A 14,197-nucleotide genomic window follows, 5' to 3' on the forward strand; every position below is an offset into this window, starting at 1 on the left:
CGCCCTTGGCGGTGGCGGCGCGGGCCGGGGCGGCGCCGGCCCAGGCGAAGGCCAGGGCGTCCTCGCCGCGCAGGAAGCGCTGGCAGCGCACGCCGCCGGTGGCGCGGCCCTTGCGCGGGTACTGCTCGAACGGGGTGACCTTCCAGCTGGTCTGCTCGCCGTCGGAGAGCGTGCCCGTGGCCGTGGCCACCGAGACCACCACCGCGTCCGCCGCCGGGTCCACCGCCGTGAAGGACAGCACCCGCGTGCCGTCCGACAGCTTGATGCCCGCCATGCCGCCCGCCGGGCGGCCCTGCGGACGCACCTGGCCCGCGGGGTAGCGCAGCAGCTGGGCGTCGGAGGCGATGAAGACCAGGTCCTCCTCGCCGGTGCGCAGTTCGACCGCGCCCACCAGCTCGTCACCCTCCTTGAGGGCGATCACCTCGAACTCGTCCTTGTTCGCGGGCCACTCCGGCACCACCCGCTTCACCACGCCCTGCAGCGTGCCCAGCGCCAGCCCCGGCGAGGACTCGTCCAGGGTGGTCAGCGCCAGCGCCCGCTCCCCGTCCTCCAGCCGCAGGAACTCGCCCACCGCGGCCCCGCCCGCCAGCGTCGGCGACGGTGTCGGCGGCAGCGCCGGGAGGTCGATCACCGGCAGTCGCAGCACCCGGCCCGCGGACGTCACCACGCCGACGTCCGCCCGGGCCGTCGCGTGCACCGCCGAGACGATCACGTCGTGCTTCGCCCGCTTCTCCGACTCCTCGAACGGCTCGCCGTCCGCCGTCCGCGCCAGCAGGCCCGTCGACGACAGCAGCACCCGGCACGGGTCGTCCGCGACCTCCAGCGGCACCGCCAGCGCGGCCGAGGGCACCGCCCCCGCCTCCAGCAGCACCGTGCGCCGCTCGGTGCCGAACTGCTTGGACACCGCGCCCAGTTCGGACGACACCACGCTGCGCAGCTTGGTGTCCGACTCCAGGATCTCGGTCAGGTCCGCGATCTCGGAGGTCAGCTTCTCCTTCTCCTGCTCCAGCTCGACCCGGTCGAAGCGGGTCAGCCGCCGCAGCGGGGTGTCCAGGATGTACGCGGTCTGCGTCTCCGACAGCGAGAAGTGCTCCATCAGGCGTTCCTTCGCCTGCTGGGCGTTGTCACTCGACCGGATGATCGCGATGACCTCGTCGATGTCGAGCAGCGCGACCAGCAGGCCCTCGACCAGGTGCAGCCGCTCCTCGCGCTTGCGGCGGCGGAAGTCGCTGCGCCGGCGCACCACGGTGAAGCGGTGGTCGACGTAGACCTCCAGCAGCTCCTTGAGCCCCAGCGTCAGCGGCTGCCCGTCCACCAGCGCCACGTTGTTGATGCCGAAGGTCTCCTCCAGCGGCGTCAGCTTGTACAGCTGCTCCAGCAGCGCCTCCGGCACGAAGCCGTTCTTCACCTCGATGACCAGCCGCAGCCCGTGCTCGCGGTCGGTCAGGTCCTTGACGTCCGCGATGCCCTGGAGCTTCTTCGCGTTGACCAGGTCCTTGATCTTCGAGATGACCTTCTCCGGGCCGACGTTGTACGGCAGCTCGGTGACCACGATGCCCTTGCGGCGGGCCGTCACCGCCTCCACCGTCGTCGTCGCCCGGATCTTGAACGTGCCGCGGCCCGACTCGTACGCGTCCCGGATGCCCGACAGGCCCACGATCCGCCCGCCGGTCGGCAGGTCCGGACCGGGCACGAACCGCATCAGCGTGTCCAGGTCCGCGTTCGGGTGCTTGATCAGGTGCCGGGCCGCGGCCACCACCTCGGACAGGTTGTGCGGCGGCATGTTCGTCGCCATGCCGACCGCGATGCCCGTCGCGCCGTTCACCAGCAGGTTGGGGAACGCGGCCGGCAGCGCCAGCGGCTCCTGCTCGCTGCCGTCGTAGTTGGGGCCGAAGTCGACGGTGTCCTCGTGGATCGACTCCACCATCGCCATCGAGGCGGCCGTCAGCCGCGACTCGGTGTAGCGCATCGCGGCCGGCGGGTCGTCGTTGCCCAGCGAACCGAAGTTGCCGTGCCCGTCGATCAGCGGCAGCCGCATCGAGAACGGCTGCGCCATGCGCACCACCGAGTCGTAGATCGACTGGTCGCCGTGCGGGTGCAGCCGGCCCATCACCTCGCCCACCACGCGGGCGCACTTCACGTGCGCGCGCTCCGGGCGCAGGCCCATCTCGTTGGCCTGGTACAGGATCCGGCGGTGCACCGGCTTCAGGCCGTCCCGCGCGTCGGGCAGTGCACGCGAGTAGATCACCGAGTAGGCGTACTCCAGGAAGGAGCCCTGCATCTCGTCCACGACGTCGACGTCGAGGATCCGCTCCTCGAAGTCTCCGGGCGGCGGGGTCTGCGAACTGCGGCGGGCCATCGCGGCGGGGCTCCCTTACGTGTCGCTGGCTGTGTCTCGGTCGGTCGCCGAACGCCGGGGGGCGGTCGTCGCTCGTCTCCGCACCGTCCCGCCGCCGGACCCGTCAACCGGGCGCCGTCGACAGGGCGCGGCGCCCCCATTGTGGACCCTCGGGCCGACACTCCCGGTCAGCGGCCCTCTTCCGCCCCTGGCGAACGGCCCCGTCCGCGCGGACACGAACACGGCTCCCGCACGTTGCACCACAATGGGGGACGCCACACGAACCCCCGACATCGACGACGGGAAGGACCCGAGCGCATGGCCAACCCGGCCCCCGCCTCCAGCCGAGGCATCGCCATCACCGAGCACCGCCTGGCCAACGGCCTGCGCGTAGTCCTCTCCGAGGACCACCTGACCCCGGTCGCCGCCGTCTGCCTCTGGTACGACGTGGGCTCCCGGCACGAGGTCAAGGGCCGCACCGGCCTCGCCCACCTCTTCGAGCACCTGATGTTCCAGGGCTCGGCCAACGTCACCAACAACGGGCACTTCGAGCTCGTCCAGGGCGCCGGCGGCTCGCTCAACGGCACCACCAGCTTCGAGCGCACCAACTACTTCGAGACCATGCCCACCCACCAGCTGGAGCTCGCGCTCTGGCTGGAGGCCGACCGGATGGGCTCGCTGCTCGCCGCGCTCGACGAGACGTCCATGGAGAACCAGCGCGACGTCGTCAAGAACGAGCGCCGCCAGCGCTACGACAACGTCCCGTACGGCACCGCCTTCGAGAAGCTCACCGCGCTCTCCTTCCCCGACGGCCACCCGTACCACCACACCCCGATCGGCTCCATGGCCGACCTCGACGCGGCCACCCTGGAGGACGCCCGCACGTTCTTCCGGACGTACTACGCGCCCAACAACGCGGTCCTCTCGATCGTCGGCGACATCGACCCCGAGCAGACCGTCGCCTGGGTCGAGAAGTACTTCGGCTCCATCCCCGCGCACGACGGCAAGCAGCCCCCGCGCTCGGGCGAGCTCCCCGAGACGATCGGCCGCGAGATCCGCGAGGACGTCCACGAGGACGTCCCCTCCCGCGCCCTGATGGCCGCCTACCGCCTCCCGCACGACGGCACCCGCGAGGCCGACGCCGCCGACCTCGCCCTCACCATCCTCGGCAGCGGCGAGTCCAGCCGCCTCTACAACCGGCTGGTCCGCCGCGACCGCACCGCCGTCGCCGCCGGCTTCGGCCTGCTGCGGCTGGCCGGCGCCCCCAGCCTCGGCTGGCTCGACGTCAAGACCTCCGGCGACGCCACCATCGAGCAGATCGGCACCGCCGTCGACGAGGAGCTCGCCCGCTTCGCCGCCGAGGGCCCCACCGCCGAGGAGCTCGAACGCGCCCAGGCCCAGATCGAGCGCGAGTGGCTCGACCGGCTCACCACCGTCGCCGGCCGGGCCGACGAACTGTGCCGCTACGCCGTCCTGTTCGGCGACCCGGAGCTGCTCAACGACGCCCTCCCCAAGGTCCTCGACGTCACCGCCGAGGAGGTCCAGGCCATCGCCAAGGCCCGGCTCCACCCCGACAACCGGGCCGTCCTCGCCTACGAGCCGACCGCCGCCGCCGAGACCGACGCCGACTCCGACGCCGCTTCCGAAGAGGAGGGTGCCGCCGTATGAGCACCGACTACGTCCCCGCCATGACCTTCCACCCGCAGCCTCGGCCGGGCACGCCCAGCCCCTGGGACTTCCCCGCCCCCGAGCGGGCCGCCCTCGGCAACGGCATCACCGTCCTGCACTGCCACCGGCCCGGCCAGCAGCTGGTCGCCGTCGAGGTCCTGCTCGACGTCCCGCTCGCCGCCGAGCCCGAGGGCCTCGACGGCGTCGCCGGCATCCTCGCCCGCGCCTTCAGCGAGGGCACCGACACCCTCAGCGCCGAGGAGTACGCCGCCGAGCTGGAGCGCGCCGGCGCCACCCTCGACACGCACGCCGACCACCCGTGCATCCGGATCTCCCTGGAGGTCCCCGCCTCCCGGCTCCAGCGCGGCCTGTCCCTGCTCGCCGACGCCCTGCGCGCCCCGGCCCTGCCCGAGGCGGAGATCGAGCGGCTGGTCGCCAACCGCCTGGACGAGATCGTCCACGAGCAGGCCAACCCCGCCCGGCGCGCCGCCAAGGCCCTGTACGCCGAGCTCTTCGACGCCGCCGACCGGCTCTCCCGGCCCCGCGCCGGCACCGCCGACACCGTCAAGTCGATCGACCGCGCCGCCGTCAAGGCCTTCTACGACGGCCACGTGCGCCCCGCGACCAGCACCGTCGTGGTGGTCGGCGACCTCACCGGCGTCGACCTGCCCGCGCTGCTGGAGAGCACCCTCGGCACCTGGACCGGAACGGCCGCCGAGCCGTCCGTCCACGCCCCGGTCACCGGCGACGACCACGGCCGCGTCGTCATCGTGGACCGCCCCGGCTCCGTCCAGACCCAGCTGCTCATCGGCCGGATCGGACCCGACCGCCACGACCCGGTCTGGGCCGCCCAGACCCTCGGCACCTACTGCCTCGGCGGCACCCTCACCTCCCGCCTGGACCGCGTCCTGCGCGAGGAGAAGGGCTACACCTACGGCGTGCGCGCCTTCGCCCAGCCGCTGCGCTCGGCCGCGGACGGCAGCGGGCGCGCCATGCTCGCCATCAGCGGCTCGGTGGACACCGCCTCCACCGCCCCCGCGCTGGCCGACACCTGGGTCATCCTGCGCACCCTCGCCGCCGAGGGCCTCACCGACGCCGAGCGCGACGAGGCCGTGCAGTTCCTGGTCGGCGTCGCCCCGCTGAAGTACGAGACCGCGGGCTCGGTCGCCGGCACCCTGGCCGACCAGGTCGAGCAGTACCTGCCGGACGACTACCAGGCCGAGGTCTACCGGCAGCTCGCCGAACTGCCCACCGCCGCCGCCACCGAGGCGGTCGTCGCGGCCTTCCCGCCGGACCGCCTGGTCACCGTCCTGGTCGGCGACGCCGCCGTGATCGCCGACGACGTGCGGGAGCTCGGCATCGGCGAGGTCACCGTCGTCAGCTGACGGTCCCTCCCGGAACACCCTCCGGCCCGGTGGAGCGCCCGCTCCACCGGGCCGGACGCGTTTTTAAATCCGTTGCGGGCCGCGCCCGTTCCGTGGATAGATGTTCCCCGACGCACAGCACGTGCGAACTGCGACGAAGGAAGGGAGGCGGTCACCATGCGGGTCGAGCAAGCCATACGACGCTCCCCGAGGCCGTATTCCCCCTGCACCGTCGCCCCGGGCGCCTGAGCCCCACCCCCTGAACTTCCCCGAGCCGTGCCGGGATTCCTCGCGCGGCACCACCTTCCCCGAACCACCCGACCCCTGGAGGTCGTTCACCCATGTCGTACACCGAGGTACCCGGCGTCCGCGTCCCGATCCGGATGTGGACCGACCCGGCCACCGTCGAGGGCCAGGCCCTCCAGCAGCTGCGCAACATCAGCTCCCTGCCCTGGCTGCACGGCCTCGCCGTGATGCCCGACGTCCACCTGGGCAAGGGCGCGACGGTCGGCTCCGTCATCGCCATGAAGGACGCGGTCTGCCCGGCGGCCGTCGGCGTCGACATCGGCTGCGGGATGAGCGCGGTGAAGACCTCGCTCACCGCCGAGGACCTCCCGGACGACCTCTCCGGCCTGCGGAGCAAGATCGAGCAGGCCATCCCGGTCGGCCGCGGCCTGCACAGCGACCCGGTGGACCCGTCCAAGCTGCACGGCTTCCGCACGGCGGGCTGGGACGACTTCTGGCAGCGCTTCGACGGCATCGCGGAGGACGTCAAGTGGCGGCGCGAGCGGGCGATGCAGCAGATGGCGACGCTCGGCGGAGGAAATCACTTCATAGAACTGTGCGTTGATACGACTGATGCGGTCTGGCTGATGCTGCACTCCGGATCGCGCAACATCGGCAAGGAGCTGGCCGAGCACCACATGGGCGTCGCCCGCTCGCTGCCGCACAACCAGGGCCTGATCGACCAGGACCTGGCCGTCTTCCTCGCGAAGACAGCGGAGATGGGTGCCTACCGGCAGGACCTGTTCTGGGCCCAGGAGTACGCGAAGCTCAACCGCGCGCTGATGATGGCGCTCTTCCAGGACGTCGTCCGTCGGGAGTTCACCAAGGCCGGGGTGACCTTCGACGAGGTCATCAGCTGCCACCACAACTACGTGTCGGAGGAGCGGTACGACGGCGTCGACCTGCTGGTGACCCGCAAGGGCGCGATCCGGGCCGGCTCCGGCGATCTCGGGATCATCCCCGGCTCGATGGGGACGGGTTCCTACATCGTCCGCGGCCTGGGCAACGCGTCGTCGTTCAACTCGGCCTCGCACGGCGCCGGCCGCAAGATGAGCCGCAACGCCGCGAAGAAGCGGTTCACCACCCAGGACCTGGTCGAGCAGACCAAGGGCGTGGAGTGCCGCAAGGACGGCGGCGTGGTGGACGAGATCCCGGGCGCCTACAAGAACATCGAGAAGGTCATCGAGCAGCAGAAGGACCTCGTCGAGGTGGTCGCGCACCTCAAGCAGGTCGTCTGCGTCAAGGGCTGACCAGGCCGGCCGGAGCACGGCGGCCGGAAAGCCGATCGGGGTGCCGCCGGAATCCGGCGGCACCCCGATCGGGTGCGTGCTGCGAGGCTCAGGCCGCGGCGGGGAGCTCGTCGAGGCCCTCGGAGACGAGCTTGGCGAGGCGGTCGAGCGCGTCGTCGGCGTTCTCGGCGTCGGAGGCGAGGATGACCTCGTCGCCGCCCTGGGCGCCCAGGCCGAGGAGGCCGAGCATGGAGGCGGCGTTGACCGGGTTGCCGCCCGGCTTGGCGATGGTGATCGGCACGCCGGTGGCCGTGACGGCCCGGACGAAGACGGAGGCGGGACGGGCGTGCAGGCCCTCGGCCCAACCGATGGTGACGCGGCGCTCAGCCATGAGACGTGCCTTTCCGGTGAAGCTGGTCACGGCCGTGCTCGGTGAGCGGGGGGAAACGGCCATGTTGTCTAGACCAGTGTTGCACGCAGGCGGCCCCTGGGAACCGCAGCGTTCAGGACTTGTGATTGTTTCTTTTCGGGGCATAAACCCCGGTCGACGGCCCTGTCCACCCTGCCGTGAGCACGCGCCCGGCGCCATTCGGCTCGCCGCCGGATAACCTGACGAATGTGGAAGACCCCGCGGTGGCGAACCCCGCGCAACCCGACTATCCGCAGCACTGGGAAGCGGACATCCTGCTGCGCGACGGAGGTACGGCCCGGATCCGGCCGATCACCCCCGACGACGCCGGACGGCTCGTGGAGTTCTACGGGCAGGTGTCGGACCAGTCCAAGTACTTCCGGTTCTTCGCCCCCTATCCGCGGCTCTCCGACAAGGACGTCCGCCGCTTCACCCACCACGACTTCGTGAACCGGGTGGGCCTCGCGGTGGTGGTCCGCGACCGCTTCATCGCCACCGTCCGGTACGACCGGATCGACGCCGAGGGCCGCCCCTCCGAGACCGGCACCGACGCCGAGGTGGCCTTCCTGGTGCAGGACGCCCACCAGGGCCGCGGCGTGGCCTCCGCCCTGCTGGAGCACATCGCGGCGGTCGCGCAGGAGCGCGGCATCCGCCGCTTCCAGGCCGAAGTGCTGCCGGAGAACCGGAAGATGGTGAAGGTCTTCACCGACGCCGGCTACACCCAGCACCGCAGCTTCGCCGACGGCGTGGTGCACCTGGAGTTCGACCTGGAGCAGACCGACCGCTCGCTCGCCGTGATGCGCGCCCGCGAGCACCGCGCCGAGGCGCGCTCGGTGCAGCGCCTGCTCACCCCGCGCTCGGTGGCGGTGATCGGGGTCTCCCGCACCCCGCAGACCGTCGGCCGGGCCATCCTGCGCGACCTGCTGGGGGACGAGGCCCCGGCCGACCGCCCGGTGTACGCGGTGAACCGCAACGCCGCGCCCGGCACCGAGCTGGACGGCGTCCCGGTCCACCGTTCGATTCTGGACATTCCCGGGCCGGTGGACCTCGCGGTGATCGCCGTCCCCGAGGGCGCCGTCCCGGCCGCCGTCGCCGAGTGCGGCGCCCACGGGGTGCAGGGCCTGGTGGTGGTCACCGCCGGCTACGCGGAGACCGGTCCGGAGGGCCGGGACCGGCAGCGCGCGCTGGTCCGCCAGGCCCGCGCGGCCGGCATGCGGGTGATCGGCCCGAACGCCTTCGGCCTGATCAACACCGACCCCGAGCGCCCGCTGAACGCCTCGCTCGCCCCGCGCCTGCCCGGCCGCGGCGGCTTCGGGATCTTCTGCCAGTCCGGCGCGATCGGCGTGGCCCTGTTGGAGGCCTCCCACAAGCGCGGCCTCGGCGTCTCCTCCTTCGCCTCGGTCGGCAACCGTTCCGACGTCTCCGGCAACGACTTCCTCCAGTACTGGGCCGAGGACGAGGCCACCCAGGTGGTGCTGCTGTACCTGGAGTCCTTCGGCAACCCGCGCAAGTTCACCCGGATCGCCCGCCGGCTGGCCGCCGTCAAGCCGGTCGTGGTGGTCAAGGGCGCCCGGCACACCGGCAGCCTGCCGCCCGGCCACGCCGTCCCCGCCACCGCCACCGGCCTGCGCGACGCCACCGTGGACGCGCTGTTCGAGCAGGCGGGCGTCATCCGGGTGTCGACCATCACCGAGCTGTACGACACCGGCGAGCTGCTGGCCCAGCAGCCGCTGCCGCCGGGGAACCGGGTCGCGGTGGTCGGCAACTCCGACTCGCTCGGCCTGCTCACCTACGACGCCCTGCTGAGCGCCGGCCTGCGCCCGTGCACGCCCGTCGACCTCACCACCGCCGCGACCGGCGAGAACTTCCGGATCGCCCTGGACGTCGCGCTCGCCGACCCGGCCGTGGACGCGGTGATCGCCGTCGCCATCCCGCCGATCGGCACCTCCGCCCACGCCTTCATGGGCGGCCGGCTGACCGGCGAGGACGACCCCGCGATGGGCTCGGACGACCCGGAGATCGCCGCCGCGCTGCTCGAAGCCGGTGGCCGCGCCCGGGAGCTGGGCAAGCCGCTGCTGCTCACCCACCTGGCGCTGACCGACCTGCCGGTCCGGCTGCGCCCCGGCGGCATCCCCGCGTACGCGGCGCCCGAGCGGGCCGTGCACGCCCTCGCCCACGCCGTGCACTACGCGCAGTGGCGCCGCCGCACGGCCGCGGCGGAGGAGACGGCGCGCGTCCCCGAGCTGGACCGGATCGACGAGCCCGGCGCCCGCCGGCTGGTGGAGGCGGCGCTGAGCACCCGGGCCGCCGTCGCCGCACGTACCCAGCCCGGCGGCGCCCGGATCACCCTGTCCGAGGCCGAGGCACAGGAGCTGCTGGCCCGCTACGGGATCGACGTCTCGCCGGTGCGGCCGGCCCCGGACGAGGAGGCCGCCGTCGCGGCCGCCGCGGCGCTCGGCTACCCGGTGGCCCTCAAGGCGACCGCCCCGCACCTGCGCCACCGCCCCGACCTGGGCAGCGTCCGGCTGGACCTGACCGACGAGGCGGGCCTGCGCCGCGCCCACCGCGAGCTGGACGCGCTGCTCGGCGGCGCCGCGCAGGCCGAGCTGGTGGTCCAGCGGATGGCGCCGCGCGGCGTGGACACCGTGATCGCCGCCACGGTGGACCCGGCGGTCGGCGCGATCCTCTCCTTCGGCCTGGCCGGCGCCCCGGCCGAACTGCTGGGCGACACCGCGCACCGACTGGTTCCGGCCACCGACCAGGACGTCGCCGGGCTGATCCGGGAGGTGCGGGCGGCGCCGCTGCTGTTCGGCTGGCGCGGCGCCGAGTCGGTGGACACCGACGCGCTGGAGGAACTGCTGCTACGGGTGTCGCAGCTGGTGGACGACGTGCCGGAGATCGCCTCGGTGGATCTCGAACCGGTGGTCGTGGCCCCGCACGGACTGGCGATCCTGGGGGCGCGGGTGCGGGTGGCGCCGCTGCCGGTCCGCAGCGATCTGGGCCCGCGCGCGATGAGCACGCTGTAACCTTCCTTGGTTGCGCCCTGCCCGGGCGCTGTTGTCCGAAGCTCGGCGCCGTGCCGCCCGCTTCGTCGGCGGACCATGCCAGGATGGAGATATGGCGAAGACCGGTACCACCACCACTCAGGACCTGCGCTCGGCTATCGAGCGCAGCGGCTACTACCCGGCCCTGGTGTCCGAGGCGGTCGAGTCCGCGGTGGGCCCGGAGCCGATCAGCTCCTACCTGGTGCACCAGGAGACGACCTTCGACGCCAACGAGGTGCGCCGGCACGTCACGGTGCTGGTCCTCACCCCGACCCGGTTCGTGGTGAGCCACACGGACGAGCAGTCCGGGGCCGAGGGCAGCCCGGCGGTGCCGTTCGCGACGACCTCGACGGAGAGCGTCCGGCTGGACCGGATCGGTTCGGTGGTGGTGAGCCGGATGGTGGCGAACCCGGAGACGTACACCCCGGGCACCCTGCCGCGCGAGGTGGTGCTGACGATCGGCTGGGGCGCGGTGCAGCGCCTGGACCTGGAGCCGGCCGGCTGCTCGGACCCGAACTGCGAGGCCGACCACGGCTACACCGGCTCGGCCACGGCCGACGACCTCTCCCTGCGGGTGAGCGAGGCCGGCGACGGCCCGGAGACGGTGTCCCAGGCGCTGGTGTTCGCCCGGGCGCTGTCCGACGCGACGATCAGCACCGGCCCGCGGGTCTGAGTTCCGCCGCTTCCGACCGACCGCACCGCTACGAATCCGGTTCCATGTCCTTCGTTCCTGCCGACGGCTACGACGCCTTCGAGATCCTTGACCCGGCCACGGCCCCCGCGCCCCCGTACGGCAGTGGTTCGCTGTGCGACCTGCTGCCCTCGGTGGCGGCGGGGCTGGGCGTCCCCGGGTTCACCGCGACGCTCCCGATCGCCCCGGCGGACCGGGTGGTGGTGTTCCTGGTGGACGGCCTGGGCTGGGAGCTGCTGCTGCGCCACCCCGAGTACGCGCCGTTCCTGTCCTCGCTGGCCGGGAGCTCGATGGGGGGCAGCGGCCGTCCGCTGACCGCGGGCTTCCCGTCCACCACGGCGACCTCGCTGGCCTCGGTCGGCACCGGTACGCCGCCGGGCCTGCACGGCCTGGCCGGGTACACGGTGGCGGTGCCGGGCGCCGGCTACCTGATGAACCAGCTGCGCTGGCAGCCGCCGACCGAGCCGCACGCCTGGCAGCCGTACCCGACGGTCTTCGAGCGCACCCACCAGGCCGGGGTGGCGACCGCGCAGGTCTCCTCCCCGCTGTTCGCCCAGACCCCGCTGACCAGGGTGGCGCTGTCCGGCGGCACCTTCCTCGGCCGCACCACGGGCGAGGAGCGGATGGACCTGGCGGCCTCCTGGCTGGCCGAGCACGACCGGGCGCTGGTGTACACCTATGTCAGCGAGCTGGACGGCGCGGGCCACCGCTTCGGCGTGGACTCGGACGAGTGGCGGATGACGCTGGACGCGGTGGACCGGCTGGCCCGCCGGCTGGCCGCGCAGCTGCCGCCGCGTTCGGCGATGTACGTGACGGCCGACCACGGCATGATCGACATCGCGCCGGAGGACCGGATCGACTTCGACGAGGACTGGGAGCTGGGCGCCGGCGTCGCCCTGCTCGGCGGCGAGGGCCGGGCCCGGCACGTGTACGCGGTGCCGGGGGCCGCGGCCGACGTGCACGCGGTCTGGAGCGAGGTGCTGGGCGACCGGATGTGGGTGGCCACCCGGGACCAGGCGATCGCGGCGGGCTGGTTCGGCCCGGCCGTGGACGAGCGGGTGTACGCGCGGATCGGCGACGTGGTCGCCGCGGCGCGCGACGACATCGCGATCACCGCCTCCCGCAACGAGCCCGGCGAGTCCGCGATGATCGGTCTGCACGGTTCGATGACCCCGGTCGAGCAGTTCGTGCCGCTGCTCGAAGTCCGCGGCTGAGTCGCTCGATCGGCTCTTCTGCGCCCGAATTCCCTTGATGTGAAAGGCCCTTGCTCCACCCATGGCTGAACTGGTGTTCTTCTCGGGCACGATGGACTGCGGCAAGTCGACGCTGGCGCTGCAGATGGACCACAACCACACCGCGCGCGGCCGGCAGGGCGTGATCCTCACCCGCAACGACCGGGCGGGTGCGGCGACGATCTCCAGCCGGCTGGGCCTGCGCGCCGACGCGGTCGAGGTGACGGACGACTTCGACTTCCACGCGCACGTGGTGCACCGGCTGTCGGCCGGTGGCCGGGTGGACTACCTGATCTGCGACGAGGCCCAGTTCTTCGCCGCCGAGCAGGTCGACCAGCTGGCCCGGGTGGTGGACGAACTGGACATCGACGTCTACACCTTCGGGATCACCACCGACTTCCGCACCCGGCTGTTCCCGGGCTCGCAGCGGCTGATCGAGCTGGCCGACCGGGTGGAGGTGCTCCAGGTCGAGGCGCTCTGCTGGTGCGGCGCGCGGGCCACCCACAACGCCCGGACGGTCGGCGGGGTGATGGTCGTAGAGGGCGCCCAGGTGGTGGTCGGCGACATCTCGGTGGACCGGGACGAGGTCGGCTACGAGGTGCTGTGCCGCCGCCACCACCGCCGCCGGCTGACCGCCGCGACGGCGCACGCCTCGGTGCTCTCCCCGGACGTGCTGCCCTTCGAGGAGCAGCAGGCCTGAGAGCCGGGGCCCTAGGGAAGCACCTCCAGGACGGAGAAGTGCCCGCCCTGCGGGTCGGCCAGCCGGGCGGCGCGGCCGCGGGCGGTGTCGTGCGGTTCGACCAGGACCCGGCCGCCGAGTCCGAGGGTGTGCCGGGCGGTCAGTTCGGCGTCGCGGACCACGAAGTGGGTGCGCCAGCGCGGCGGGTGGCCGCGCAGCTCGGCGCGGTGCCGGATGCCGGCGACCGGCCGCCCGTCCACCAGCAGCGCGGTCTCCTCCGGGCCGGAGCGGACCGGGCGGTCGAGGACGGTGGAGTAGAAGCCGGCGGCGCCCTCCGCGTCGGGGGTGAGCAGTTCGGCCCAGGCCGGGGCGCCCGGTTCGCGGCCGGCCTCCCGGCCGAGGTGCTCCTCGCCCTGCCAGAGGCCGAAGACCGCGCCGGAGACGTCGGCGGCGATGGCCATCCGCCCGGCGCGCTCGGCCTGGAGCGGCCCGACGGCGACGGTTCCGCCGCACTCGCGGACCAGTTGGGCGGTGCGGTCGGCGTCGTCCACGGCGAAGTAGGTGGTCCACTGCACCGGGAAGCCGGTGGCGGTGGAGACGCCGAGGCCGGCCACCGGTGCCCCGTCGAGCTCGGCCCGGACGTAGTCGCCGAGCTGGCCGGGCCCGGGCGTGTACGTCCAGCCGAGCAGGGCGCCGTAGAAGGCGCGGGCGCCGGGCAGGTCGTCGGTCAGCAGGCTGACCCAGCAGGGCGTGCCCTGGGCCAGTCGGAGTTCCACCGCGGGCAATGCGGGCCTCCTCGTGGGTGGTTGGCGCACGGAAATCCTCGCGCGCGAGGGTGATGCTTCCACCCTGGCGGGCGCCCAACCCTCGGGCCGCGCGGAAAGTCCGGCAAAGACCCCACAAAGAGCGACGGGTCGGGCGTGTCCCGCGGATTCCCGCCGGATTCGCGTCGGATTCCGCCGGGTCCGGGGACGGCGGGAATCCCGATCACCCGCCGCCGGGGCGGCGCTGCGCGACAATGGCCGCCATGACCACCACCTACAACGACGGTTCCCCGCTGATCTCCGCGGCCGGGCTGCGGGAGGCGCTGGCCTCCGCGCTGCCGCCGGTGCTGCTGGACGTGCGCTACCAGCTGGTCGGTGCCGCGCCGGGCGGCCCGACCGCGGCCGAGGAGTACCGGGCCGGCCACCTGCCCGGCGCCCACTTCGTGGAGCTGGACCGGGACCTGGCGGCCCCGCCCGGCGCCCCCGGCCGGGGC

Annotated in this window: 10 protein-coding genes and 1 pseudogene; 8 read left to right on the top strand and 3 right to left on the bottom strand. The window is 73.2% G+C overall.

What is annotated here, in order from left to right; translation table 11 throughout:
* Positions 1-2,359: DNA topoisomerase (ATP-hydrolyzing) subunit A (locus AE652_RS19625; protein ID WP_049653310.1), on the bottom strand; the 2,359-nt coding region annotated here is incomplete at its 3' end.
* Positions 2,360-2,656: 297 nt separating this feature from the next.
* Here AE652_RS19625 and AE652_RS19630 point away from each other — a divergent pair.
* From AE652_RS19630 to AE652_RS19640, 3 genes are all read left to right on the top strand, one after another.
* A complete protein-coding gene (locus tag AE652_RS19630) occupies positions 2,657-4,006 on the top strand; it encodes a pitrilysin family protein (RefSeq protein WP_049653313.1) in 1,350 nt (449 codons plus the stop codon).
* Between the two features lie 20 nt (positions 4,007-4,026).
* Positions 4,027-5,391 carry a pitrilysin family protein gene (locus AE652_RS19635; RefSeq protein ID WP_049653328.1) on the top strand — a complete coding sequence of 455 codons (1,365 nt, stop codon included), beginning with the start codon at positions 4,027-4,029 and terminating at the stop codon, positions 5,389-5,391.
* A gap of 320 nt (positions 5,392-5,711) precedes the next feature.
* A complete protein-coding gene (locus AE652_RS19640; RefSeq protein ID WP_049653315.1) occupies positions 5,712-6,905 on the top strand; it encodes an RtcB family protein in 1,194 nt (397 codons plus the stop codon).
* Between the two features lie 88 nt (positions 6,906-6,993).
* Here AE652_RS19640 and AE652_RS19645 read toward each other — a convergent pair whose 3' ends face one another.
* Positions 6,994-7,275 (bottom strand): HPr family phosphocarrier protein, encoded by a 282-nt coding sequence (locus AE652_RS19645; protein WP_049653316.1) that lies wholly within the window; start codon positions 7,273-7,275, stop codon positions 6,994-6,996.
* Between the two features lie 227 nt (positions 7,276-7,502).
* On the opposite strand from AE652_RS19645, the gene AE652_RS19650 reads away from it, so the two are divergent.
* The 4 genes from AE652_RS19650 to AE652_RS19665 all read left to right on the top strand — a co-directional run bounded on the left by AE652_RS19650 (position 7,503) and on the right by AE652_RS19665 (position 12,960).
* Entirely contained in the window at positions 7,503-10,319 is a 2,817-nt protein-coding gene (locus AE652_RS19650) for a GNAT family N-acetyltransferase (RefSeq protein ID WP_234348448.1), read from the top strand.
* A 91-nt stretch (positions 10,320-10,410) separates the two neighbouring features.
* On the top strand, positions 10,411-11,010 hold the full coding sequence (locus AE652_RS19655) for a DUF5998 family protein (protein WP_049653318.1): 600 nt from the start codon (positions 10,411-10,413) through the stop codon (positions 11,008-11,010).
* 44 nt (positions 11,011-11,054) lie between these two features.
* Complete coding sequence (locus AE652_RS19660) at positions 11,055-12,242, top strand: alkaline phosphatase family protein (protein ID WP_049653320.1); 1,188 nt, start codon at positions 11,055-11,057, stop codon at positions 12,240-12,242.
* Between the two features lie 61 nt (positions 12,243-12,303).
* Positions 12,304-12,960: a thymidine kinase gene (locus AE652_RS19665; protein WP_049653322.1), complete on the top strand. Its 657-nt coding sequence runs from the start codon at positions 12,304-12,306 to the stop codon at positions 12,958-12,960.
* A gap of 11 nt (positions 12,961-12,971) precedes the next feature.
* Here the strand turns inward: AE652_RS19665 and AE652_RS46445 are convergent, their stop codons facing one another.
* Positions 12,972-13,715, bottom strand: a complete 744-nt coding sequence (locus tag AE652_RS46445) for a VOC family protein (protein ID WP_310593192.1) — start codon at positions 13,713-13,715, stop codon at positions 12,972-12,974.
* A gap of 251 nt (positions 13,716-13,966) precedes the next feature.
* Between AE652_RS46445 and AE652_RS19675 the strand changes: the two are divergent.
* Positions 13,967-14,197, top strand: a pseudogene (locus AE652_RS19675) (hypothetical protein); the annotation flags it as partial.

The sequence above is a fragment of the Kitasatospora sp. MY 5-36 genome (assembly GCF_001182915.1).
In the GTDB taxonomy this organism is placed as follows: domain Bacteria; phylum Actinomycetota; class Actinomycetes; order Streptomycetales; family Streptomycetaceae; genus Kitasatospora.

Excerpts from the sequence above, each read along its gene's own strand:
- AE652_RS19655 (WP_049653318.1), top strand. The coding sequence starts at position 10,411 with ATGGCGAAGACCGGTACCACCACCACTCAGGACCTGCGCTCGGCTATC.
- AE652_RS19660 (WP_049653320.1), top strand. The coding sequence starts at position 11,055 with ATGTCCTTCGTTCCTGCCGACGGCTACGACGCCTTCGAGATCCTTGAC.
- AE652_RS19665 (WP_049653322.1), top strand. The coding sequence starts at position 12,304 with ATGGCTGAACTGGTGTTCTTCTCGGGCACGATGGACTGCGGCAAGTCG.
- AE652_RS19645 (WP_049653316.1), bottom strand. The coding sequence starts at position 7,275 with ATGGCTGAGCGCCGCGTCACCATCGGTTGGGCCGAGGGCCTGCACGCC.
- AE652_RS19635 (WP_049653328.1), top strand. The coding sequence starts at position 4,027 with ATGACCTTCCACCCGCAGCCTCGGCCGGGCACGCCCAGCCCCTGGGAC.
- AE652_RS19630 (WP_049653313.1), top strand. The coding sequence starts at position 2,657 with ATGGCCAACCCGGCCCCCGCCTCCAGCCGAGGCATCGCCATCACCGAG.
- AE652_RS19640 (WP_049653315.1), top strand. The coding sequence starts at position 5,712 with ATGTCGTACACCGAGGTACCCGGCGTCCGCGTCCCGATCCGGATGTGG.